A 22,028-nucleotide genomic window follows, 5' to 3' on the forward strand; every position below is an offset into this window, starting at 1 on the left:
GTTCCCCCCGCTCGTGCTGCTGGTGCTCGGTGCGGCGCTACGGCCGGCGTTCCTGCCCGAACGACATTCGGCCCCTGCGGTTCTCGATGCGATCGAGATCGGATTCGCGCAGGACATGACCGCCCATCACGAGCAGGCGCTGCTCATGGTGCGACGCCTCGAACCGGGGGCCGATCCGACGGTGCGACGATTGGCCCGCCAGATCGATGACGCGCAACGCCTAGAGGTGGGCGCGGCGTCGGTGTGAGGTGGGCGGCGCCATGATTCAGGCGCAGGGCCAAGAGGTCGGAATCATGGGTGTCATGCTCGAACAACTAGGCGCGCAGCCACTCCCTTAGGCCTCATCGGTGAACCGGTACCAGAATTCGTGCCAGGGCTGATACGCGGTGCCATGCGGTGCGGGCGGACCGAGTTGCGGGGGCGGGTCACCGGGGAAGAAGGCGTAACCGATACCGGTTCCGTCGCCGGATTTGGTGTAGAAGAGGCATCCGCCGTCGCGGGCCGCCATCCGGACGATGGTGTAGAGCCCGACATGGGTGCTGCGGCCCGGATCGGCGCACTCGCGCGCCTCGCGCTCCATGATGGTGTGCGAGAGCTGCCAGATCGTCTCGCGCGGCATGTCGTACCAGATGAGCACCCCGAGCGCCGCGATGAACAGCGGCACCTTCAGCGCCGCGAAAAATGTGTGGTACCGGACGATTCCGACGAGCCCCAGTAGGGCGGCGAGCGCGGTGAGCAATCCCAGCGCCGCCCACAGCGCCACCAGCACCGGCATCCTGCCGTCGATCCCGACCTGCCAGAACAGTGCCACGCAGACCAGCAGCACCACGAGGGCCAAGAACTGCATACCACCGTGGAACCAGCCCGGCACCCGCTCCCGCCCGCGGCGCACCGCGTAGCTGCCCATAATCCTCAAGATACGGGGCCGCGATCGCCTCGCGCCGAACATCGGACAAACCCGCTCGCCGTCGGCGCGCACCGGCTCCGCGCCGGTCCGCCACCGCCCCCGGTGCCGACGGCGACCCTGTCCGTGCACGACATCCGTGCTCCACCGCGCGCGGCGAAATGGTCCGATCAGTACAGTAAATCGACCGACCGTTACGATCAGGGTGTTCGGCCGACCGCCGACACCCGCGACGCGCCCACCGATCGACCCCTCGGATCCCGCGTGGCGGAGCCGAAATCGCGGACGCGACCGCGCCACCCGATCGAGCCGGTCGCCGCTACCCACGGGTAACATGACTGCGGGTTTCCAAGTCTTTTCCCATTCGCAAAGTGAGGGCAGTAGATGACAGAGCGGATTCAGGTCGGCGGGCTCCGAGTGGCCGAGGTGCTGCACGAATTCGTCGAGAACGCGGCGCTGCCCGGCTCCGGAGTCGACTCCGCCGCGTTCTGGGCGGGCGCCGAACAGGTCATCAATGACCTCGCCCCGCGCAATCGCGCCCTGCTGGCCGAGCGCGACGAGATCCAGGGCAAGCTCGACGCCTGGCACGCCGAGCATCCCGGCGCGGGCTACGACAAGGCCGCCTACAAGAGCTTCCTGTCCGAGATCGGCTACCTGCGTGCCGAACCCGCCGATTTCCGCATCGCCACCGAGAACGTGGACGACGAGATCGCCACCACCGCGGGTCCGCAGTTGGTGGTCCCGGTGAGCAATGCGCGCTTCGCCATCAACGCCGCCAACGCGCGCTGGGGTTCGCTCTACGACGCGCTCTACGGCACCGATGCCATCTCCGAAGCCAATGGCGCGCAGAAAGGCAGCAGCTACAACAAGATCCGCGGCGACAAGGTCATCGAGTGGGGTCGCAACTTCCTCGACGACGCGGCCACCCTCATCACCGGTTCGCATATCGGCTCGCGCGCCTACCGCATCGTCGACGGCGAACTCGAGGTCGTCCTCGAGGACGGCACCGATATCGGTCTGGCCGATCCGTCGCTGCTCGTCGGCTACCTGGGCGATCCGGCCGCGCCGAGTTCGATCCTGTTGAAGCACAACGGTCTGCACATCGAGATCCAGATCGACCCGAATTCGCCGATCGGCAGCACCGACAACGCGGGTGTCAAGGACATCGTACTGGAGTCCGCGGTCACCACGATCATGGATTTCGAGGATTCGGTGGCCGCGGTCGACGCCGAGGACAAGGTGCTCTGCTACCACAACTGGCTCGGCCTGATGAAGGGCGATCTGGCCGAGGAGGTCAGCAAGGGCGGCAAGGGCGGCAAGACCTTCACCCGGACCATGAACCCGGACCGGGTCTACACCGCCCTCGACGGCGGCGAACTGGTGCTGCACGGCCGCTCGCTGCTATTCGTGCGCAATGTCGGTCACCTGATGACCTCCGACGCCATCCTGGACTCCGACGGCAACGAGGTGCCCGAGGGCATCATGGACGGCCTGATCACCTCGCTCATCGCCACCCACGCGCTGCGCGGGGACACCGTGCGCGCCAACAGCCGCACCGGCTCGGTGTACATCGTCAAGCCGAAGATGCACGGTCCGGACGAGGTCGCCTTCACCGATGAGCTGTTCGGCCGGATCGAGCAGGTGCTCGGCCTGCCCGCCAACACGCTCAAGGTCGGCATCATGGACGAGGAGCGCCGCACCACGGTCAACCTGAAGGCCGCCATCCTGGCCGCCAAGGACCGGGTGGTATTCATCAACACCGGTTTCCTGGACCGCACCGGCGACGAGATCCACACCTCGATGGCGGCCGGGCCGATGGTCCGCAAGGCCCAGATGAAGGCCCAGCAGTGGATCTCCTCCTACGAGGACTGGAATGTGGACACCGGCCTGGTCGCGGGCCTGCCCGGCAAGGCGCAGATCGGCAAGGGCATGTGGGCCATGCCGGATCTGATGCGCGACATGCTCGAGCAGAAGATCGGCCACCCGCGCGCGGGCGCGAACACCGCCTGGGTGCCCTCGCCCACCGCGGCGACCCTGCATGCCACCCACTACCACCTGGTGGACGTCTTCGCTCGGCAGCGCGAACTGGCCAAGGGCGGCGCGCGTGCGAGCCTCGACCAGATCCTGGAGATCCCGCTGGCCGCCGCGCCTGACTGGACAGCCGAGGACAAGCAGCAGGAGTTGGACAACAATTCCCAGTCCATCCTCGGCTATGTGGTGCGCTGGATCGATCATGGCGTCGGCTGCTCCAAGGTGCCCGACATCAATGACATCGGGCTCATGGAAGACCGTGCCACCCTGCGCATCTCGAGCCAGCTCATGGCGAACTGGCTGCGCCACGGGGTGGTGACCACCGAGCAGGTGGTGGCCAGTCTGGAGCGGATGGCCCCGGTGGTGGACCGCCAGAACGCGGGCGATCCCGCCTATCGGCCGATGGCCCCGGATTTCGCGGGCAGTATCGCCTTCCAGGCCGCGAAGGAGCTCATCCTGGAGGGGACGACGCAGCCCAACGGCTACACCGAGCCGATCCTGCACCGCCGCCGCCGCGAAGCGAAGGCCCTCGCCGCCAAGAGCTGACGCTGCCTGTTCCGCTGCCCTCGGTGCGAAAGTGCCGGGGGCAGCGGCATTTTCGGGGAGAGTCTACGGGGAAGGTAACAATTCGGGCAGAAAATGACCCGACAACCGGGGGTGGGCCGTGCCACCATGGCGGTCGACATGATCACCGCGCGTGCGGGATCGTCGATTCGAGCACAGTCGATTTCGAGCACAGGGAGAGGGGGGCGGCGTGATTCCAGCGAAAAATCTGTCGGCACAGCGATTGATGAGCGACATGCGGTATATCGACCGCCGCTCCGCCGGATTCTGACCGGCCCGTCTCCGCTCCCCCTTTGCCTTTCTCTTCTCCGAAACATGGTGGTTCCCATGACCTTTCACTGTGGCTTCGCGCCCTCGACGCCGACCGTCGACAACTGGATACGCACGCCCGTGCTGGTGCTCAACGCCAGCTACGAGGCACTCGACGAGGTCGGGGCCGACCGCGCGATCGTGCTGCTGCTCAGCGGCGCCGCCGAATCGGTCGCCGACCGGGAGCCGCACTTCCCGATCCGGTCCACCCACCTCCCTGCCGAGAAAGGAGAGCAGCCATGACCGCCGCACCGATCCCGATCATCCTGGAACTCACCGACCTGCTTCCGCTCTCGGACAGCGGGGCCTGGCATCGCGCCGCCTGCCGGGGCGACCCGAACCACGAGGCGTGGTTCCCCTACCCGTCGCAGGACTTCGACTACGCCAGGCGGATCTGCGCGAACTGCCCGATCCGCGCGGCCTGCTTCGAATTCGCCGCGTCCACCGGGCAGACCGGCGTGTGGGGCGGGCACGAATTCGATCGCGGGCGGATGATCCGCGACTGAGATCCGGGTAGGTCCGACCGCCGGCGGGGCTACCCGCAGGTCAACCTACACTGTTGCACCGTGGGCACACATCGCAGCGATAATAGGTCCAGGGGTGTCAGCAAAGGTCCGGTTATCGCCGCGGTGGTCCTCGTCCTAGCGGCGGCGGCGATCTTCAGTTGGTTCTGGGTGCGCGATCGCGCCGACAACAACGACAGGTCGGCGGCGACGGGCTGTGTGGAGGGCGCCGCAACGCTGTACGTGACGGTCGATCCGGAGCTGGAGTCGACGGTGCGGGCCGCCGCGGACCGGTATACCGCGAGCAAACCGCAGGTGCGCGATCACTGCGCTCAGGTTCAGGTGACGGCGCGCCCTTCGGCCGCCGTCGCCGCCGCTTTCGCCTCGGGCAAGCCCTGGGATCGGGCGCTCGGCCCGCAGCCCGCGCTGTGGATCGCCGATTCGAGCCGATCGATCGAGGCCATGCGGGTGCCGGGACTCATCGAGGGCGCACCCGCCTCCCTGGCCGCCAGTCCGATCGTGCTCGCGGTGCCGGAGGAGTTGCGCGGCGCCTTGGAGCAGGCGAAGCTCACCTGGTCGGATCTGCCTCGGCTGCAACAGGGTTCGCTCACCGAACTCGGGTTGACCGGCTGGTCCGGACTGCGCATGGCGGTGCCGTCCGGCGACGGCACACTGGCCGCCGCGACCGCGGTGGCGGGGACCGTGTCGGGCACCGAACCGCTGTCGGAGGCGGCGGCCGGCTCGGGTCAGGCCATCGCCGCCGTCTCGGCGCTGGCCGCGAATGCCCCGAAGGCCGCCGATACCGGCGCCGCGCTCGCGACCATCGGTGGCGGGTCCGCGCCGGTGCACGCGGTGGCCGCGACGGAGCGTCAGGTCAAGGCCCAGGGCCGACTATCCGAATTCCGACCGGCGGGCGCCGCGCCCGTGGCCGACTATCCGGCCGCCGTCATGTCCGGACCTTGGGTGGATAAGACGCAGAACCTCATCGCGGGTGTCTTCTCCGACTATCTGCAGGCACCCGACCAGTCGAAAGCCTTCGCCGAGGCCGGTTTCGCCCCGTCGGTCGCCGCGGCGGTCCCGACGCGCGCCGCACTGGACAAGGTGCGCAACACCCTCGCCAATCCGGTCCTCGGCGTGCAGGCCACCGTCCTGTTGGACGTCTCGTCCTCCATGGCCACCGCCGACGGATCGACCACCCGCCTGAGCAACGCGCGCGGCGCGCTGCTGTCCACCCTCAATGTCATGCCGCCGGATTTCGGCCTCGGCGTGTGGACCTACGGCAAGAACCTCGACGGCACCGCGCCGTACAAGATCCAGGTGCCCACCGCCCAGCTCACCGGCGAGCAGCGGGGCACGCTCACCACCGCCCTCGGTGCGGTCCGGCCCGCCGACCTGCGCGCCGACCAGGCCTACCCGACCCTGCTGGCCGCCTATCGCAGCGCGATCGCCGATTACGCGCCGGGCCGGACCAATTCGATCCTGCTCATCACCGACGGTCCCGATGACGATTCCGCCGTGAGCAGCGCGAAACTTCTCGCCGATATCGCCGCGGCGACCGATCCGGCGCATCCGATCCGCATCGATATCGTCGTCATCGGCGGCAGCGGTTCCGACGACACGCTGCGCACCCTCGCCCAGCGCACCAAAGGCGCCTACACCCGCCTGGACAGTTCCGATGACATCGCCTTCGGCACCGCCGTGGTCAACGCGCTGACCAAACCGTGAATCAGTCGACCTCGAGATAGATCACCTCGTGCGCGCCGCCTTCCAGCGGCGCCACCTCGATGACCTCGAAGGCGCCCGCGTCGATGACGCTCATGGTGCCGTCGGCGGCATTGTCGACGTAGATGCGGGTCGCCTCGGGATCGGATTCGATTCCGAGCGGTCCGACGCCGACTCCGACCTGCGCGATGACGCGTCGCGTTTCGGTGTCGACAACGCTGACCGCGCCCGCCACGGCTTCGCCGGAATTCCACGGCACGAGATAGTGCGAGACGACGGCCAACCCCGAAGCGGTGAGGTGCAATCGGTGCGGGTTGTGCGGCAGTTCGACCGCATCGATCTCCGTGTCGTTCCAGGTGGAGATGATGTGCAGCAACGGTTTCGCGCGATCATTGACATAGAGCAGGCGCCCGTCCGAGGCAACTTCCAGATCCTCCGAACCATTCGGCGTCGGGATCTTGCCGATCATCTCCCCGGCGCGCAGATCCAGGACCGAGACGAATTCGGCCTCCTTGTTCCCGGTGTACGCCTTCGACCCGTCGGGCAGCACCGAAAGCCAGTGCGGCCCAGGGGTTTCGGTCGGGATATGCCCGTCGACGCGGTAGGAGTCCACATCGATGACCACGACGCATCCACCGTGCGATTCGCAGGTGACATACAGCTTGTCCTCCCGCACGAACAGATCGTGCGGCCCGGCGTACGGCGCGATATCGACCACCGAACGCTGCTGCCAGGTAACCGCATCGATGACCGCTATCTCCGATCCGCGCGGCCCCGGCTCGTCATAGTATCCGGACCGATAGGTGATGGCGACGTAGAGCAGCTTTCGCTTCGGGTCGAAAACCACCATATGCGGTTCGGGCAGCGTATCGACGCGCGCCACCAGGGTAAAGGTCTGCGCATCGAGCGCGAGCACGCTGTGCGCCGACTGATTGGCCGTGACAAGCAATTTGCGCGACTGTGCAGAGAATTGCGCCATGACAACTCCAGGAATAGGGGTGGGATTCCGGCGAGAAAACTCGGGACGCCTTCCGATATCAGCGATCCTATCCCCGATTTCGCGGGTGTGAATTGCGGATTCGACAATCCCGAATTGCGTCGCACACAAACCACCCCTGAAATGCGAAATCGCGGCGCGCCTTGGGGCGCACCGCGATTCGCATCCGGGTATCAGTCCTGATACGCCTCGAGCGGCGGGCAGGAGCAGACCAGGTTGCGGTCGCCGTACGCGCCGTCGATGCGACGCACCGAAGGCCACACCTTGGCGCGGGTGTGGGCCACACCGCGCGGGTAGACGGCGGTTTCGCGCGAGTACGGATGGGTCCACTCGCCGACCAGGCAGGCCGCCGTATGCGGCGCACCGCGCAGCGGATTGTCCTCCACCGGCCAGACACCCGCCCCGACCTGATCGATCTCGGCGCGGATGGCGATCATGGCAGCAATGAACTCATCGATCTCGGCGAGATTCTCGCTCTCGGTGGGTTCGACCATCAGGGTGCCCGCAACCGGGAAACTCATGGTGGGAGCGTGGAATCCGTAGTCGGCCAGGCGCTTGGCCACATCGTCGACGGTGACGCCGGTGCGCTTGGTGATCTCGCGCAGATCCAGGATGCACTCGTGGGCGACCATACCGTTCTCGCCGGTGTAGAGCACCGGGAAGTGCGCGTCGAGGCGGCGGGCGATGTAGTTGGCCGAGGCGATGGCCGACAGGGTGGCCCGGCGCAGACCGTCGGCGCCCATCATCCGGATGTAGGCCCAGGTGATCGGGAGGATCGAGGCCGAACCGTACTTCGCCGCCGACACCGCGTGCGAGCCGGACTCCAGCGGGTCGCCGGGCAGGTAGGGCGCGAGATGGGCGCCCACCGCCACCGGGCCGACGCCGGGACCGCCGCCACCGTGCGGAATGCAGAAGGTCTTGTGCAGATTCAGGTGGCTGACATCGCCGCCGAACTTGCCAGGCCGGGCCACTCCGACAAGGGCGTTCAGATTCGCGCCGTCCACGTACACCTGGCCGCCCGCCTCGTGCACCAGCCCGCACAACTCGGCCACCTCCTGCTCGTACACGCCGTGCGTGGACGGGTAGGTGATCATGATGCAGGCCAACCGGTCGGCGTGGTCGGCGATCTTGGCGCGCAGATCATCGAGATCGACATCGCCGTTCTCCCGGCATTTCACCACCTCGACCCGCAACCCGGCCATCGCCGCCGAGGCCGCGTTGGTGCCGTGCGCGCTGGAGGGGATCAGGCAGGTGTCGCGGTGCGCGTCGCCCCGGTCCAGGTGGTAGCGGCGAATGGCGAGCAGGCCCGCGTACTCGCCCTGGCTGCCCGCGTTGGGCTGCAGGCTCACCGAATCGTATCCGGTGATATCGCAGAGCCAATTCTGCAGGTCGGCAATGACTTTCAGCAGGCCGGGCGCGTCCTCCACCGGCGCGTACGGGTGCACGCGGGCGAATCCGGGCCAGGTGATGGGTTCCATCTCGGCGGTCGCGTTGAGCTTCATGGTGCACGAGCCCAGCGGAATCATGCTGCGGTCCAGCGCGATGTCCTTGTCCGACAGCGCGCGCAGATAGCGCAGCATGGCGGTCTCGGTGTGGTAGCGGGTGAAGGCCGGATGGGTCAGGAATTCCGAAGTGCGGGTCTCGATCGCACCGCGATCCGGCGCCGCCGTCTCGACCGGCTGTGCGGCGCCGAAGGATTCGACGACCGCGGCGACATGGGCCGGGGTGGTGGCCTCGTCGCAGGCCACGGCCACATGATCCGCGTCCACCTGACGCAGGTTGATCCCGCGCGAGCGCGCTTTGGCCACCACGGCCTCGGCCACGCCGGGCGCCTGCACCAGCACGGTATCGAAGAAGCGCTCGTGCACCACCGCCGCGCCCAGGGCGGCCGCGATGGCCGCCGCGTGCCCGTGCACCCGGCGGGCGATGGCGCGCAAGCCGTTCGCGCCGTGGTAACTGGCATACATGGCGGCCACGATGGCCAGCAGCACCTGCGCGGTGCAGATGTTCGAGGTCGCCTTCTCCCGACGGATGTGCTGCTCACGGGTCTGCAGCGCGAGCCGGTAAGCGGTGGCGCCGTCGGCGTCCACCGAGACGCCGACCAGTCGACCCGGCAGTTGCCGCGCGTGCGCCTGCCGCACCGCGAGATAACCGGCGTGCGGTCCGCCGAAGCCCAGCGGCACACCGAAGCGCTGCGTGGTGCCGAAACAGACATCCGCGCCCTGCTCGCCCGGCGGGGTGATCAGCGTCGCCGCCAGCAGGTCCGCACCCACCGCGACCAGCGCGCCGCGCTCGTGCGCGGCAACGATCACCGAGGTCAGGTCGACCACCCGACCCGAAGCGCCCGGCGACTGGGTCAGCACACCGAAGAATTCGCCCTCCGGCAGGCCCGCGCCCGCCAGATCCGCCTCCACCAGCTCGATACCGAGCGGCTCGGCCCTGGTGTACAGCACGGTGCGGGTCTGCGGGAACAGGTCGGTGTCGATAACCAGCCGCGCCGAGGACGACCGACCCGCGCGCCGCAGCAGCGTCATGGCCTCGGCGGCCGCGGTGGCCTCGTCCAGCATGGAGGCATTGGCCACATCCATCCCGGTCAGATCCGAGACCATGGTCTGGAAGTTGAGCAGCGCCTCCAGCCTGCCCTGGCTGATCTCCGGCTGGTACGGCGTGTACGCGGTGTACCAGGCCGGATTCTCCAGCAGGTTGCGGATCAGCACCGGCGGGGTCAGCGTGTCGTAGTAGCCGAGCCCGAGCATCGAGGTGGCGACGGTGTTCGCGCCCGCGAGTTCGGCCAGTTCGGCCAGCACCTCGTGTTCGGTGGCGGCGGGCGGCAGCGGGGCCAGACCGGAGCCGTCCAGGATGCCCGAGGGCAGCGCGGCGGCGGCCAGGTCGTCGAGGGAGTCGACGCCGATCACCGACAGCATGCGCTGCAGTTCGTCCGGGTCGGGTCCGATGTGGCGGTCGGCGAAGGATCGAGTCACGACAGTTGCTCCCCTAGGTTAGGGCGGGTTCGACGGATACCGGCCCTCCCCCTCTGTCGTTGGCGCCTGAGAGATTCGGGAGCGATCCCTTTCCCCATGGGCGGGCGACTCCACATTTGCCTGCGGGCCACCGCTTTCCAGAGGCGTCGAATCCGCACGGTCCCTGGTGCCTGAGAGATTGACGGGGAGGTGCTGCTCCTTCGGCGTCCGAATCTCTGGTGGAAATCCGGAGCTCTCCCGCACGGCGTACGACGCACCGCCAGTCTAAGCCGACACGCCGTGATTCGACCGCTCCGGGGTTGCCGGTGTTGGATCAGTCACTGCGTGCCGGTGTTGGATCAGTCACTGCGTGCCGGTGTCGGATCGGTCACTACGCGGCGCACCCATCGCGCGATCCGAGCGTTCAGATCGGCAGCCCGTCGCGCGAGCGCCGCGCGGCCGTCGCGATCGCGCCCGCCTGAATACCCACCAGCAGTTCGAGCGGTATCGCCTCGCCCGGTGCGTGCTCCTCTTCCTCGGCGCACCACGCCTCGAATATCGCGCCGAACCGAATCCGCTCGGCCCGCGCCGAGACGTGGCCAGTGGCGACCAGTTCGTCGAGCAGCCGCACCAGCATCCCGCCCAGCCGCAGCCGGAACATCCCGAGCCAGCAGTGTCGTTCGGTGAACACCTCGCCGCGGGTCGCGGCCCGATCCCGTTCCGGCGTGGCCTCTTTCACCTCCGCCAGCCCCGGCAGCGCCTCGACCAGCGCCCGCACGGCGCGCTCGAAGGGACTCGAACCATCGAGTCCGTCGGCGATTCGATCCAGCACCAGGGCCGCCTCGGCGGCCAATGCGTAGTAGCGACCGGCGACCTCGTCGCATACCTCGCCGAGTGTCCGCCCGCTCGGCGAGGTGTCGGCGATGCGCGCGTCCAGTCGCAGCGGCAGCTCGCAAACCAATACGGCCGCACCGTATTTCGCGGCATAGTCGCGGCATCCGCCGCCGCCGAGCGCGGCCACCGGCTCCACCCCGGCCGCCGTGAGCGCCTCGGCCATGGTCGTGAAGGTCGGCACCTCGAAAACGCCGCGCGCCCACCGACGCGCGCCGGGCGCATCCGGCTCCCCGTCGTGCACCGGGATGTCCGCCCCGGTCAGCAGGCCGGTGAGCGCGGACCAATACGACGCGTCCCCACCCGAGGTGTAGAAGTATCCGCCGCCGAAGTCGGCATTGTGCAGCGAGGCGATGAGCGCGGGCCGGACCCGGTCGATCAGCGTCATCAGCGCCTCGGTCTCGGGCAGCGGCGTCCCGACCAGCGCGCCGTCCCAGCTCACCGGGAAGGCCCATTCCGGCTGCTCGGTCGCGGGTGGGCGATAGAACTCGGCCGCGACGGCCGTTCTGGTCCGCGGCCCGGCGAACCAGCCCTCATTGAGCCTGGTCCCGTCGGGATCGATGCACGGGACGAAGTGCCAGGTGGCGCCCAAGGTGTCCGCGCCCGCCGCCAGCGCCCGGACCAGATGCTCGATGGTGGCCATGCCGATCGGCTCGTTCGGGTGCGGATTGCCGATGACCACGATCTGGCGCGCTCCCCCACCGACCCGCACCGCGCGCAGCGGCTCACCGGCGCGCGAACGGCCGATCTCGGTGATCGTCACCCGGTCGGGATGGGTCCGCGCCACCTCCGCCAGTGCCGAGTGCAATTGATCGACGGTGGGAAACGCTCGCAGCGGCGCGATACGGTGCGCCCGGTCCAGCTCGGACATGCCGGCCTCTCAGATAATCAGATTATTTGAGTAATCACGTTATCATCGCGACATGCGACGCGCCGACCTTCGGGAGAACAATCGAAAGGCCTTGATCGCGGCGGCCATCTCCGATATCGCCGAATACGGCTACCAGCAGGCCCGACTCGGCGACCTGGCCGAACGCGCCGGCCTGAGCACCGGCGCGGTCTACTCGATCTTCGGCAGCAAACGCGGCCTGCTGGTGGCGGCCACCAAACAGCTCATGCTCGACTTCCACGACCTGCTCGAACCCCTCACCGAACCCGAACTCACGCTCGCGCAGGTGCTGCGCGGCTACGCGGCCGCCATGCTCGGCACGGCCGCGGCGGGTGAGCGCTACGCCTTCGAGATCGAGACCGTCGCCGCCGCACTTCGCGAACCCGACCTGCGGGCCGAACTCGAATCCGAAGTGCCGCACGCCATCGCGACGCTGACCCGACTGCTCACCGATCGCCGCGTCGAGGCGGACGACATGCGGCACACCACCGCGGCAGAGGCCGCGCGGCTCGCCCCCGCCGTTCACGCCCTACTATCCGGCTTCGCCCATCAAGACGTGACGGTGCGCACACAGGCCGACCAGGAATACGCAATCGAAAGCACGCTCGCGCTGACGGCACTCATCGACCGACCGTCGGTGAACTAACCCGTCTTGCGGTTCATCTTGGCCTTGCGACGGAAGGCCAACTCGTCCTCGGGACGCTCGGTGGCGACGGTGGCCCGTTCGGCCGGGAAATTGGCGATGGCGCCGGTCAATTCCCGCATCGCGCCGCTGACCGCGATACCGAAGACGCCCTGCCCGCCCTGCAGTAAATCCACGACCTCCTCGGCGGAGGCGCACTCGTACACCGAGGTGCCATCGGAGAACAGGGTGATGCCCGCCAGATCCTGGACGCCCCTGCTGCGCAGATGGTCGACCGCGATGCGGATGTTCTGTAGCGAAATGCCCGCGTCCAGTAGGCGTTTCACGATTTTGAGGACCAGGATGTCCTTGAACGAGTACAGCCGCTGACTCCCCGAACCCGCCGCGCCCCGAATCGAGGGCACCACCAGCCCGGTGCGGGCCCAATAGTCGAGCTGACGGTAGGTGATGCCCGCCACCTGGCAGGCGCTGGGCACCCGGTAGCCGACTAGATCATCGGGCACCGAGTCGTCCGGGAACAGGCCAGGCTGTACCTCGAAGCCCTGCGTTTGCTCTGCCACTGACCACTCCCTTGCTACGCCGACGACTGGCCTCATCGATGCCCGGCTCCGTACCGACCACGATTGCGCACCGCACTCTTTTCGCTGCGCTCGATCGTGCCTCAACTCGATCGTGCGAACGCGTGCTCGAAACTGTGCTGGATCGGAACGGACGTGGCCCAACTGTCGAGATTACTCCCCTCGATTCTCCAGGGAGCGGCATCGTCGGACCAAACGCGACGCGCGGTAAAAGTCTCGACCCCTACTTTACCCTGCGTGCGACCCGAATCCGCGGGCCGGTAACGCTCAGCTGTCGGTGGCCTTGAAATCGTCCGGCGAGACCGATTCCAGGAACTCCTTGAACTTCTCCACCTCGTCCTCGCGCTCGTCGGGCATGACCAGACCCGCCTCCGCCAGCACCGGCTCCTCGGCGTAGATCGGGCAGCCCACCCGCAGCGCGATGGCCACCGAATCCGACGGCCGGGCCGAGATCCGCACCTCGTTGTCGAAAACCAGGTCCGCGTAGAAGGTGCCCTCCTGTAGGTCCACTATGCGGACCTCCTTGAGGGTGTGCCCGAGCTCGGTGATCAGGATCTTGATCAGATCGTGGGTGAGCGGGCGGATGGGGGTCACCCCCTCCTGCTCCAGCACGATGGCCGTCGCCTCGGCCTGCCCGATCCAGATCGGGAGGTACCGGTCCCCGCCCACCTCGCGGAGCAACAGCACGGGCTGGTTCTGTGGCTGCTCGACACGAATGCCGATAACGCGCATCTCACTCATCGCACTGCCTCCCAATATTCGCCGGCCGCCCGGCATGACCGCTTGCGGGGCTCGCCGTACCACGAGTCTAAGCGAACCGGCAGGTGCGCAGCGATCGGTGTGCACCCCGAGACCGGCGCGTTGCCGGAGGGTGATCGCCCGCCGGAATTCCGGCGGCGCAGCAGGGTTGGCGATCCGATTGGGCCGAAATAGCCGGGAAGCCGATCAGTTGCCCAGAGCGGCGCGAACCGAGGCCTTCACCAGCGCGGCGTGCAGATTCAGCGACAGCGCCGCCAGTTCGCGCACCGTCTCCTCGGCCCTGGCCCGCGCGTCTGCGTCGCGGCTCTTGGCGATGGGGGCGGCGATCTGGGCCACCAAAGCGGCCTCGCGGTCGGCGGCCAGTTTGAAGGCGCGCAAATGCCTTGCCTCCAAGCCGAATTCGGACATGGCACGGGCCGTTCGGGCCAGGGTGACCGCATCGGCGTCGAAGAAGCCCGCCGCGCCGGGCGTGATGAGATTCGCGCGGATCAGATCATTGAGGAACGCGTCATCGATCTCGGCCCTGGCCAGCAAATCCGCACGGGTGAGGCGGATCTCATGATCGAATCGGAGCTCATCCGGCGAGACTTCACCCGGCACGACGCCGAGCCTACGCGGGGAACGACCATTCGTCTCGGTGTTGTGCCGGTTGACCGCCTCGGCGGGCGGCGCCGCTTCGATAGCGGCGCGCCCACGCGCGCGGGCCTCGCGAACCCCGAGCGTGGCCGCGCCGCTATCGATCGCCTCCAACTGCTCCTTGATCACCTTGAGCGGCAGGTACTGATCGCGCTGCGCGGTGAGCACGAACCGGAGCCGCTCGCAATCGGCCACCGAGAACCGGCGGTATCCCGAGGGTGTGCGCTCCGGATGAATCAGCCCCTCCGACTCCAGGAATCGGATCTTGGAGATGGTGATATCCGGGAAGTCCGGTCGCAGCAGGTCCAGCACGGAGCCGATCGACATGCCCCCGCGCGCCCACTGCGCCGCCCCGGTCACAGCACTGAGCCCTTCTTGACCGTCATACTCGTCATCGCCTCAGCGCCGTCGTACTCATAGGCCGCCGGCGCCCGCCGACTCGCCCGCCTTGGGACCGGTCAGGAAGACCAGGCGGAACTTGCCGATCTGGACCTCGTCACCGTTCTGCAACTCCGAGGAGTCCACCGGCTCCCGGTTGACGTAGGTGCCATTGAGGCTGCCCACGTCGACCACCATGAACGAATCGTCGTCCTGCCGGAATTCGGCATGCCTGCGGCTGACGGTGACGTCGTCGAGAAAGATGTCACTGTCGGGGTGGCGTCCGGCCGAGGTGGTCGGCTGGTCCAGCAGGAACCGCGAGCCCGCGTTCGGGCCGCGCTTGACGACCAGGAGGGCGGCACCGACGGGCAGACCCTCGACCCCTTGCACCGGCTGCTCGCCGGCCTGCTCAGCGGAGCGCGACGCGTCGACCTCGTTCAGGAAGTCCGCGCGGAAGACCGACGTCGTCTCGGCCGCGGTCTCCTGGTAACCAGGGTCTTTGTTCTCGCTCACCGTTTCTCTCCTCCTCGAACCTGATTATCCATGCAAGCAGGTGATGCCTTCGCCGACACGAGTACTCGTGTCGCTAGATTCCGGCTCCTGACTGCCGAGATATCTGTTGGCATTGACCGTACCCTGCCGGGGCGTGCCCGTGCAGGTAGAACAGGGAAGGCTGGATCAGCCCCCGATAACTGCCTGATAACCGGTGGCATCCAGCAGCTCACCGAGAGAATTGTCCAGCGCCGCGGCGTCGGAAACCTCGAGTTCGAACAGCCAGCCATCACCGTACGGATCGGCGTTCAGCTGCTCCGGTTCGGCGACCAGAAGATCGTTCACCGCAACGATTTTCGCCTTCAGCGGGGCGAAGATGTCGGACACGCTCTTGGTGGATTCGACCTCGGCGATGCTCTGCCCCTGCTCCGCCTCGTCGTCGATCTTGGGCAGCTGCACGAACACCACGTCACCGAGTTGGGTCTGGGCATAGTCGGTGATGCCAACGCGCACCCTGGTCGGGGAGATACGCAGCACCCACTCGTGCTCCTCGGTGTAGCGCAGGTCCTCGGGGGTCTGTGTCACAGGCCGTCCTTTCGGGTTTGAACGTTGCACGCAACTTTAATCACTACCGGGTGTGGTGCGGCACAGGCGGTATCGCTCGCGCGACGGCCAGTGCCCGCCATGCGTAGAGCGCGCCGGTCCAGACGTAGACCGCGACGCCCCAGATCAATAGCGCGCCACCGAAGGCGCGACTGAATCCGGCTGCGACCCAATCAATCTGCCCCGCCAACAACCACGGCAGCGCGGACATGAGCGCGAAGGTGGCGGCCTTGCCGAGGTAGATCACCTCGGGTGGGGACATTTCCCGGCGCCGGTAAATACCGAGGGTGAGTCCCAGCAGCGCGTCGCGGCCGATGATGAGCACCGCCACCCACCAGGGCAGCAGGCCGCGGATGACGAAGCCCACCAGGGTGGTCACCAGGTAGAGCCGATCCACCAGCGGATCGAGCAGCGCGCCCAGCCGCGAGGACTGGTCGAGCAGTCGCGCCAGTTTGCCGTCCAGGAAGTCGGTGATGCCGCTGGCCACCAGCAGGACCACGACCCAGCCGTCGGCCCGCTCGACCAGCAGCAACCACAGGAACAGCGGCACGCCGAGCAGTCGCAGCACACTCAGCGCGTTGGGCACGGTGAGCACGCGGTCGGCGAAGATGCCGCCCATTGGTTCGCGGCGACCCGCCTGTTCGCCGCCGCGCGCCTTTTCCCGGCCCGCGCCGCCGGTGGCCGGGTCGCGCCCGTTCGGATCGGTGGTCCCGGATTCGGTTTGCACAGCCCCGGTAATACCCCACCGACCCCCGACCTGGCCATCCGGGCGCGCCGGGCGCGTGAATTCCGTCGCAGCACACCCGGTGAAAGAATGAGTGCGAAACTATCTCAATGACCCGATGTGGTCGGCGATCGAAAGGAAGTCATGCCCGCATTCGACTACGACGTTGTGGTGATCGGCTCCGGCTTCGGCGGCAGCGTGAGCGCGCTGCGGCTCACCGAGAAGGGCTATCGGGTTGGCGTGCTCGAGGCAGGGCGACGCTGGCCCGCCGACGCCATCCCGCGCACCAACTGGGATGTGCGCAAATCCCTTTGGGCGCCCCGTCTGGGTCTGACCGGACCGCAGCGGATCAGCCTGCTCGGCAAATGCGCCGTCTTCTCCGGTGCGGGCGTCGGCGGCGGATCGCTGATCTATGGCAATACTCTCTATGAGCCACTGCCCAATTTCTATGCCGACAAACAGTGGGCGCACATCACCGACTGGCGCGCCGAACTGGCCCCCTACTACGACCAGGCCAAACGCATGCTCGGCGTGACACCCAATCCCCGACTGTCCCCCGCCGACGCGGTGATCAAGGAGATCGCCGAGGATCTCGGCGTCGGAAATACCTTCCACCCCACCGAGGTGGGCATCTACTTCAACGAGTCCGATCCCGGCGCGCCGGTCGAGGATCCCTATTTCGGCGGCGCGGGGCCGCGCCGCAACGGCTGTATCCATTGCGCGCGCTGTCTCACCGGCTGCCCGCACAACGCCAAGAACACCACCCCGACCAACTACCTCCACCTCGCCGAACAGGCGGGTGCGCGGGTGCATCCGCTGACCGAGGTCACCGCGGTGCGCCCCCTGCCCGGCGGCGGGTACGCCATCGACACCGAACGTCCCGACCGCTGGATTCACAAGGGCCGCAGGACTTTCACCGCCGAGCAGGTGATATTCGCCGCGGCAGCGCTCGGCACGCAGAAGTTGTTGCACCGCATGCGGGACCGGCGGGTCCTGCCCGAATTGTCGCCCCGGCTGGGCGAACTCACCCGCAGCAACTCCGAGGCCATCCTGGCCGTGACCAGCCGCACCAGGCACGATTTCGCGCAGGGCATCGCGATCACCTCCTCCATCCATCCGGAGGCCGACACCCACATCGAGGTGTGCCACTACGGCACGGGACAGAACGCGCTGTTCCCGCTCGCCGCGCCGGTCGTGGACGGCGGCGCGTACCGATTCCTGCGCTTCCTGCTGGCAATGGTGTTGCACCCCTTGGCATTGCTGCGCAGCCTCGACGCGCGACGGGCCTCGGAGAGGTCGGTCATCCTGCTGGTGATGCAGTCGTTGGACAATTCCCTCACCTCCTTTCGCAAGCGCGGACGGTTGCGCACCCGGCCGGGCAGCGGCGAGCCCAATCCCACCTGGATTCCCTTGGCGCACGACATCGGTCGCCGCTTCGCCGCCAAGGTGAACGGCGATGTGTACGCCATAGTGACCGACGCCTTCGATATCCCGGCCACCGCGCACTACATCGGCGGCTGCGTGATCGGCGCGAGCGCCGAATCCGGGGTGATCGATCCCTACCAGCGCGTCTTCGGATATCCGGGCTTGCATGTGGCCGACGGATCGGCCGTCACCGCCAACCTCGGCGTCAACCCCTCACTGACCATCACCGCACAGGCCGAGCGGGCAATGGCGTTCTGGCCCAACAAGAACGAGACCGATCCGCGACCCGCGCCCGGCAGCCCGTACCGGCGCGTCGCACCCGTCGCGCCCAAGCATCCGACGGTGCCCGCGACCGCGCCCGGCGCGCTGCTACTGCCCATCACACCCGTCGCCTGAACACCGCCACATCAGTGGCGCGGCTATGACACGCCTTGGGCAGTCCCGGAATACGCCACACCCGGCCCGCGCCAACTAGACTGTGCCAATGCTCGTGCGAGTGCAGAACCCCGCAGGGACCAACGCCGAGCGGGCGCTGATCGACTGGTTGCGCACCTGGAAGGATCCGGCCGCCCCGCACGGCGTGGCCACCATCAATGCCGGTCTGTTCCACGAGGATCGGCTGCACCAGTTCGACGCCATCGTGTGGACGCCGTCCAGTTGCGTCATCATCGAGGCCGAGATGCTGCAGACGCGCCAGGACGGAGTCCTGGAGATCCCGCTCAATGGCGGCTGGACCATCTCGGGCGTGCCCGCCGCCCTGGAGGGTCGGGATCGGCGCACCCCGCTGGAGAAATCGCGCGAGCACACCTTCGCGCTCTACAACTGGCTCGCCGCGCGCGGACTCGGCCAGCGGGTGGTGCACGGCGTCGCGCTGATCGTGCCACCGCGGGGCACGAACTTGACCGTGCATCAGGCGTGGAGCGATCCCAGCTTCGATGTCGTCATCGGCGACGAGCCCAGCCGCCTGCGCGGTTTCTTCCAGACCCTGGCCAAGCAGGAGAAGTTCCTGTGGACGGCCAACGATATCGCCGTCGCCTTCCGCGGCCTCGGCATCCTGCCCTATCTGCCCGGCCCGCAGGATCTGCTCAACGAGGGCTTCCTCGGCCCGATCGATATCACGCTGTGGCACGGCGGCCCGAATCAGGCGCAAGCCGAGGCGTTCGCGGAGGAGCAGAAGATAGCCACCTCCTACGCCCAAGAGCACAAGCCGCTGGTGCGCCTCGAAACCCCTTGGTACAGCCCGTGGAAACTCTATCCTCGGGTGCCGGGAGACCTGGATATGGGCCGGGCCTTCATGCGGCTGGCGCTGGCGGCGGGCATGGTCGTCGCGGTTGCCTGGATCATCTGGTTCGTCGTCACGATCGTGCTGACCTACGGTCCGGGCTAGTAGGGTCTGTGCCCCTAGGCATTCGCTATCGTCGGCGCTATGACCGATGCGCGCGGGCGATCCACCGATCTGGTCCGCGGCGGCGTGGTGGTCGCGGGCGGCGCGGTGACGGTGGCACTGCCCCAGACCTTTCCGGCCGATGGCGGCCCCACCGCCGCCGACCGCGCCGTCGCGGCGCCTATCCACTCGGCGCTCGACGCGCATCCCGGCATCTATCACGCTCTCGTGATCCCAAGCAATGGTTATATCGTGCTGCCGCTGCTGGTCGCCGGTGTCGCCTGGTTCCTCTATCGCCGTCGATGGTGGTGCGCCGCGACGCTGGCCGTGGTGCCGGAACTGGTGGTAGCGATCAATACCCTGGTGCTCAAACCGCTTTGGGAACGTCCGCTGCACGACTATCTCGCCTACCCGAGCGGGCACACGGTGCAGTTGGTCGCGGTAGCCACCGCCTTTGTCCTGCTGACGGATTCGCGGCGCGCGCGCCGAATCACGGTGGCACTCGGTGCGATCGCGCTCGTCCTGGTCGCGATCGGCATGATCGGCCTCGGATACCACCTGGCCACCGATATCGCGGGCGGCACGGCGGCGGCCATCGCCATGACCACCGCGCTGGTCTGGTGCGCGGCCCTGCTCAGGGCCGCCGCCGTGCGATTCAGTCCCGCGCGTAGACACTCGCGTCGGTGAGCATGGCGGCGCGCAGCATCTCCTCCGGCACACCCAGTCCCTCGACCAGGGTCGGGGCCTGCGGCCGCAGCCGGTCGACGAGTTCGTTGATACCGCGCCGCACCGCTTTGGCCCGCTCGACCGACATGAACCGGTGCATGATGTACCAGGCCGAATTCTCTTCCAGCAGTGTGTAGACGAAGAGATCGCACACGGTTTCGGCGAGCGCGCGGGCGTCGGGATCGGCGATGGTGTCCAGGCCCTCGATGAAGGCTTCCAGCACCGGCCGGTCGATATGCGCGGCGCCCGCGGCGAGGATGTGGTCCTGGGCGTTGTTGAACGCCTCGAAGGGGCCGGTGTCCTGTGCCCTGGCGCGCAGGCGGTGCGCGGCGGTGCGGACCAGATAGTCCTCGCGGTCGGCGAACAGTTGCAGTTGGACCGAACGGCGGGACAGATCGCCCTCGTCGACGCTCTCTTTGGCCCCGTCGCGCAGGGTCTGAATCAGTTGGCGACACCCGAACGTTTGCGAACCACATCGCCTGCCATGGTGGCGGCGAAGCGCACCCAGCCGAGCGCGTCGAGGTCGCGGACCTCGTCGGCGTAGGCGGTGAGCAGTTCCTTAGCCACCAACTGGGTGAGCACCACATTGTCGCCTTCGAAGGTGGTGAAGACATCGGTGTCGGCCTTCAGGGTGACCAGCCGGTTCTCCGTGAGATAGCCTGCGCCGCCGCAGGCTTCGCGGCATTCCTGGATGGCGCGGGTGGCGTGGCGGGTCTGGGCGACCTTGAGTCCGGCGGCGCGCTTCTCGAGTGCCCGCTGCGCGCCGGGTGCGGTGTCGCGGCCGGTCTGCACCAACTCCATGCGACGCACGAGATCGTTCTGGGCGAAGGCGTAGGCGTAGGACTTGGCCAGCAGCGGTAGGAGTCGGCGCTGATGGTTGCGGTAGTCCAGCAGCACGGTCTCCGAGCCGGTGTCCTGGTCGAGGAACTGTCGGCGCAGCAGTGCGTAGCGGATCGCGATGCTCAGGGCCACCCGGGTGCCCGCGGCCGCCGCGCCGCCCACACTGATTCGGCCGCGCACCAGGGTGCCGAGGGTGGTGAAGAAGCGGCGGCTGGGATTGTCGATGGTCGAGGTGTACGCGCCGTTGGGCGCGACGTCGGCGTAGCGGTTGAGCAGGTTCTCCCGTGGGACGCGGACCTGATCGAAGACGATGCGCCCGTTGTCGACGCCGAGCAGTCCGCCCTTGAGTCCGTCGTCGTAGGTGGTGACGCCGGGCAGATCGGCGCCGTCCGCATCGCGGATGGGCACCAGCAGGCAGTGCACGCCGCGGTTCTCGTCCTGGGTGATCAGCTGCGCGAAAACGGCGGCCACCCGCGCGTGTTCGGCCGCGCCGCCGATGTAGTCCTTGCGCGCCGACGGGGTCGGGGTGTGGATGACGAATTCCTCGGTCGCCGGATCGTAGGTGGCGGTGGTCTCCAGGTTCGCGACATCGCTGCCGTGGCCGGATTCGGTCATCGCGAAGCAGCCGAGCAGGTCGAGCGGGATGAGTCGGCGCACCTGGTCGGCATGCCGCTCGGTGCCGAGGTTTTCCACCGCGCCACCGAAAAGTCCCCACTGCACACCGGATTTCACCCACAGCGACAGGTCGCAGTAGGCCAGCATCTCGAGGGAGACCACCGCGGCGCCGGGTTCGCCGAGGCCGCCGTGCTCGGGACGGAAGCCGAGGCCCGGATAGCCGAGTTCGGCGACGGCGCGCATCTGGTCGAGGACGCGGGCGCGGGCGGCCTTGTAGTCGAGGTAGGGATCGCCGATGAATTGGTTGCCGGTCAGTTGCTTCCTGGCCGTCTCGCGCACCTGCGCCCAGGGTCCGTCCAGCGCCGTCCGCAGGTGATCCGCCGTGGTGAAACTTCCGGTAGCCAGATTAGCCATGGCATCGACGATAACCGGATTCCCGCATCCGACCGGGCGGA

At 67.8% G+C, this 22,028-nt stretch carries 18 protein-coding genes, 2 pseudogenes and 1 riboswitch; of the genes and pseudogenes, 9 read left to right on the plus strand and 11 right to left on the minus strand.

Features of this window, described 5'->3' with window-relative positions:
• Positions 1–13: 13 nt before the first annotated feature.
• On the plus strand, positions 14–247 hold the full coding sequence (locus D5S18_RS19920; protein ID WP_439651150.1) for a DUF305 domain-containing protein: 234 nt from the start codon (positions 14–16) through the stop codon (positions 245–247).
• An 87-nt stretch (positions 248–334) separates the two neighbouring features.
• Here D5S18_RS19920 and D5S18_RS19925 read toward each other — a convergent pair whose 3' ends face one another.
• A complete protein-coding gene (locus D5S18_RS19925) occupies positions 335–907 on the minus strand; it encodes a hypothetical protein (protein WP_120042561.1) in 573 nt (190 codons plus the stop codon).
• Between the two features lie 381 nt (positions 908–1,288).
• Between D5S18_RS19925 and D5S18_RS19935 the strand changes: the two genes are divergently transcribed.
• The 4 genes and pseudogenes from D5S18_RS19935 (at position 1,289) to D5S18_RS19950 (ending at position 6,036) form a co-directional block, all read left to right on the plus strand.
• Positions 1,289–3,481, plus strand: coding sequence for a malate synthase G (locus D5S18_RS19935; RefSeq protein WP_120042563.1), 2,193 nt, complete (start codon positions 1,289–1,291; stop codon positions 3,479–3,481).
• A 345-nt stretch (positions 3,482–3,826) separates the two neighbouring features.
• Positions 3,827–4,024 (plus strand): annotated as a pseudogene (locus tag D5S18_RS19940) (HNH endonuclease); the annotation flags it as partial.
• A 23-nt stretch (positions 4,025–4,047) separates the two neighbouring features.
• Complete coding sequence (locus D5S18_RS19945; protein ID WP_120042564.1) at positions 4,048–4,314, plus strand: WhiB family transcriptional regulator; 267 nt, start codon at positions 4,048–4,050, stop codon at positions 4,312–4,314.
• Positions 4,315–4,374: 60 nt separating this feature from the next.
• A complete protein-coding gene (locus D5S18_RS19950; RefSeq protein WP_203236822.1) occupies positions 4,375–6,036 on the plus strand; it encodes a vWA domain-containing protein in 1,662 nt (553 codons plus the stop codon).
• 1 nt (position 6,037) lies between these two features.
• Here D5S18_RS19950 and D5S18_RS19955 read toward each other — a convergent pair whose 3' ends face one another.
• From D5S18_RS19955 to D5S18_RS19965, 3 genes are all read right to left on the minus strand, one after another.
• Positions 6,038–7,012, minus strand: coding sequence for a YncE family protein (locus D5S18_RS19955; protein WP_120042566.1), 975 nt, complete (start codon positions 7,010–7,012; stop codon positions 6,038–6,040).
• A 191-nt stretch (positions 7,013–7,203) separates the two neighbouring features.
• Positions 7,204–9,954: an aminomethyl-transferring glycine dehydrogenase gene (gcvP, locus tag D5S18_RS19960; RefSeq protein WP_239003914.1), complete on the minus strand. Its 2,751-nt coding sequence runs from the start codon at positions 9,952–9,954 to the stop codon at positions 7,204–7,206.
• A 204-nt stretch (positions 9,955–10,158) separates the two neighbouring features.
• Positions 10,159–10,261, minus strand: a riboswitch (glycine riboswitch).
• Between the two features lie 153 nt (positions 10,262–10,414).
• On the minus strand, positions 10,415–11,752 hold the full coding sequence (locus D5S18_RS19965) for a M14 family zinc carboxypeptidase (RefSeq protein WP_120042568.1): 1,338 nt from the start codon (positions 11,750–11,752) through the stop codon (positions 10,415–10,417).
• A gap of 52 nt (positions 11,753–11,804) precedes the next feature.
• Here D5S18_RS19965 and D5S18_RS19970 point away from each other — a divergent pair, with 52 nt between their 5' ends.
• Positions 11,805–12,416, plus strand: a complete 612-nt coding sequence (locus D5S18_RS19970; protein WP_120042569.1) for a TetR/AcrR family transcriptional regulator — start codon at positions 11,805–11,807, stop codon at positions 12,414–12,416.
• On the opposite strand, the gene D5S18_RS19975 is transcribed toward D5S18_RS19970, so the two are convergent.
• From D5S18_RS19975 to D5S18_RS20000, 6 genes are all read right to left on the minus strand, one after another.
• Entirely contained in the window at positions 12,413–12,973 is a 561-nt protein-coding gene (locus D5S18_RS19975) for a MerR family transcriptional regulator (protein WP_120042570.1), read from the minus strand. The two genes, D5S18_RS19970 and D5S18_RS19975, sit on opposite strands and share 4 nt — an antisense overlap.
• Positions 12,974–13,258: 285 nt before the next feature.
• A complete protein-coding gene (locus tag D5S18_RS19980; protein ID WP_120042571.1) occupies positions 13,259–13,732 on the minus strand; it encodes a bifunctional nuclease family protein in 474 nt (157 codons plus the stop codon).
• 204 nt (positions 13,733–13,936) lie between these two features.
• On the minus strand, positions 13,937–14,713 hold the full coding sequence (gene ftsR / locus D5S18_RS19985; RefSeq protein WP_120042879.1) for a transcriptional regulator FtsR: 777 nt from the start codon (positions 14,711–14,713) through the stop codon (positions 13,937–13,939).
• 87 nt (positions 14,714–14,800) lie between these two features.
• Positions 14,801–15,277, minus strand: coding sequence for a glycogen accumulation regulator GarA (gene garA / locus D5S18_RS19990; protein WP_120042572.1), 477 nt, complete (start codon positions 15,275–15,277; stop codon positions 14,801–14,803).
• 165 nt (positions 15,278–15,442) lie between these two features.
• Positions 15,443–15,841, minus strand: a complete 399-nt coding sequence (gcvH, locus tag D5S18_RS19995; protein WP_120042573.1) for a glycine cleavage system protein GcvH — start codon at positions 15,839–15,841, stop codon at positions 15,443–15,445.
• 43 nt (positions 15,842–15,884) lie between these two features.
• Positions 15,885–16,478: a CDP-alcohol phosphatidyltransferase family protein gene (locus D5S18_RS20000; RefSeq protein WP_120042880.1), complete on the minus strand. Its 594-nt coding sequence runs from the start codon at positions 16,476–16,478 to the stop codon at positions 15,885–15,887.
• A 249-nt stretch (positions 16,479–16,727) separates the two neighbouring features.
• On the opposite strand from D5S18_RS20000, the gene D5S18_RS20005 reads away from it, so the two are divergent.
• The 3 genes from D5S18_RS20005 to D5S18_RS20015 all read left to right on the plus strand — a co-directional run bounded on the left by D5S18_RS20005 (position 16,728) and on the right by D5S18_RS20015 (position 20,079).
• A complete protein-coding gene (locus D5S18_RS20005; RefSeq protein WP_120042574.1) occupies positions 16,728–18,404 on the plus strand; it encodes a GMC oxidoreductase in 1,677 nt (558 codons plus the stop codon).
• Between the two features lie 88 nt (positions 18,405–18,492).
• The gene (locus tag D5S18_RS20010) at positions 18,493–19,395 is read left to right on the plus strand and encodes a nuclease-related domain-containing protein (protein WP_120042575.1); all 903 of its coding nucleotides are present in this window, start codon (positions 18,493–18,495) and stop codon (positions 19,393–19,395) included.
• A gap of 39 nt (positions 19,396–19,434) precedes the next feature.
• Positions 19,435–20,079, plus strand: coding sequence for a phosphatase PAP2 family protein (locus D5S18_RS20015; protein ID WP_120042576.1), 645 nt, complete (start codon positions 19,435–19,437; stop codon positions 20,077–20,079).
• Here the strand turns inward: D5S18_RS20015 and D5S18_RS20020 are convergent.
• Positions 20,048–21,987 (minus strand): annotated as a pseudogene (locus D5S18_RS20020) (acyl-CoA dehydrogenase family protein). The gene D5S18_RS20015 and the pseudogene D5S18_RS20020 overlap by 32 nt on opposite strands.
• Positions 21,988–22,028 lie beyond the last annotated feature (41 nt).

Origin of the sequence: Nocardia panacis (assembly GCF_003598715.1) — a bacterium.
GTDB lineage: Bacteria > Actinomycetota > Actinomycetes > Mycobacteriales > Mycobacteriaceae > Nocardia > Nocardia panacis.

Coding starts and splice junctions, on each gene's coding strand:
- D5S18_RS20015 (WP_120042576.1), top strand. CDS start 19,435: ATGACCGATGCGCGCGGGCGATCCACCGATCTGGTCCGCGGCGGCGTG.
- D5S18_RS19980 (WP_120042571.1), bottom strand. CDS start 13,732: ATGAGTGAGATGCGCGTTATCGGCATTCGTGTCGAGCAGCCACAGAAC.
- D5S18_RS19925 (WP_120042561.1), bottom strand. CDS start 907: ATGGGCAGCTACGCGGTGCGCCGCGGGCGGGAGCGGGTGCCGGGCTGG.
- D5S18_RS19945 (WP_120042564.1), top strand. CDS start 4,048: ATGACCGCCGCACCGATCCCGATCATCCTGGAACTCACCGACCTGCTT.
- D5S18_RS19955 (WP_120042566.1), bottom strand. CDS start 7,012: ATGGCGCAATTCTCTGCACAGTCGCGCAAATTGCTTGTCACGGCCAAT.
- D5S18_RS20005 (WP_120042574.1), top strand. CDS start 16,728: ATGCCCGCATTCGACTACGACGTTGTGGTGATCGGCTCCGGCTTCGGC.
- D5S18_RS19965 (WP_120042568.1), bottom strand. CDS start 11,752: ATGTCCGAGCTGGACCGGGCGCACCGTATCGCGCCGCTGCGAGCGTTT.
- ftsR (WP_120042879.1), bottom strand. CDS start 14,713: ATGTCGATCGGCTCCGTGCTGGACCTGCTGCGACCGGACTTCCCGGAT.
- D5S18_RS19970 (WP_120042569.1), top strand. CDS start 11,805: ATGCGACGCGCCGACCTTCGGGAGAACAATCGAAAGGCCTTGATCGCG.
- D5S18_RS19935 (WP_120042563.1), top strand. CDS start 1,289: ATGACAGAGCGGATTCAGGTCGGCGGGCTCCGAGTGGCCGAGGTGCTG.
- gcvP (WP_239003914.1), bottom strand. CDS start 9,954: ATGCTGTCGGTGATCGGCGTCGACTCCCTCGACGACCTGGCCGCCGCC.
- D5S18_RS20010 (WP_120042575.1), top strand. CDS start 18,493: ATGCTCGTGCGAGTGCAGAACCCCGCAGGGACCAACGCCGAGCGGGCG.
- D5S18_RS20000 (WP_120042880.1), bottom strand. CDS start 16,478: ATGGGCGGCATCTTCGCCGACCGCGTGCTCACCGTGCCCAACGCGCTG.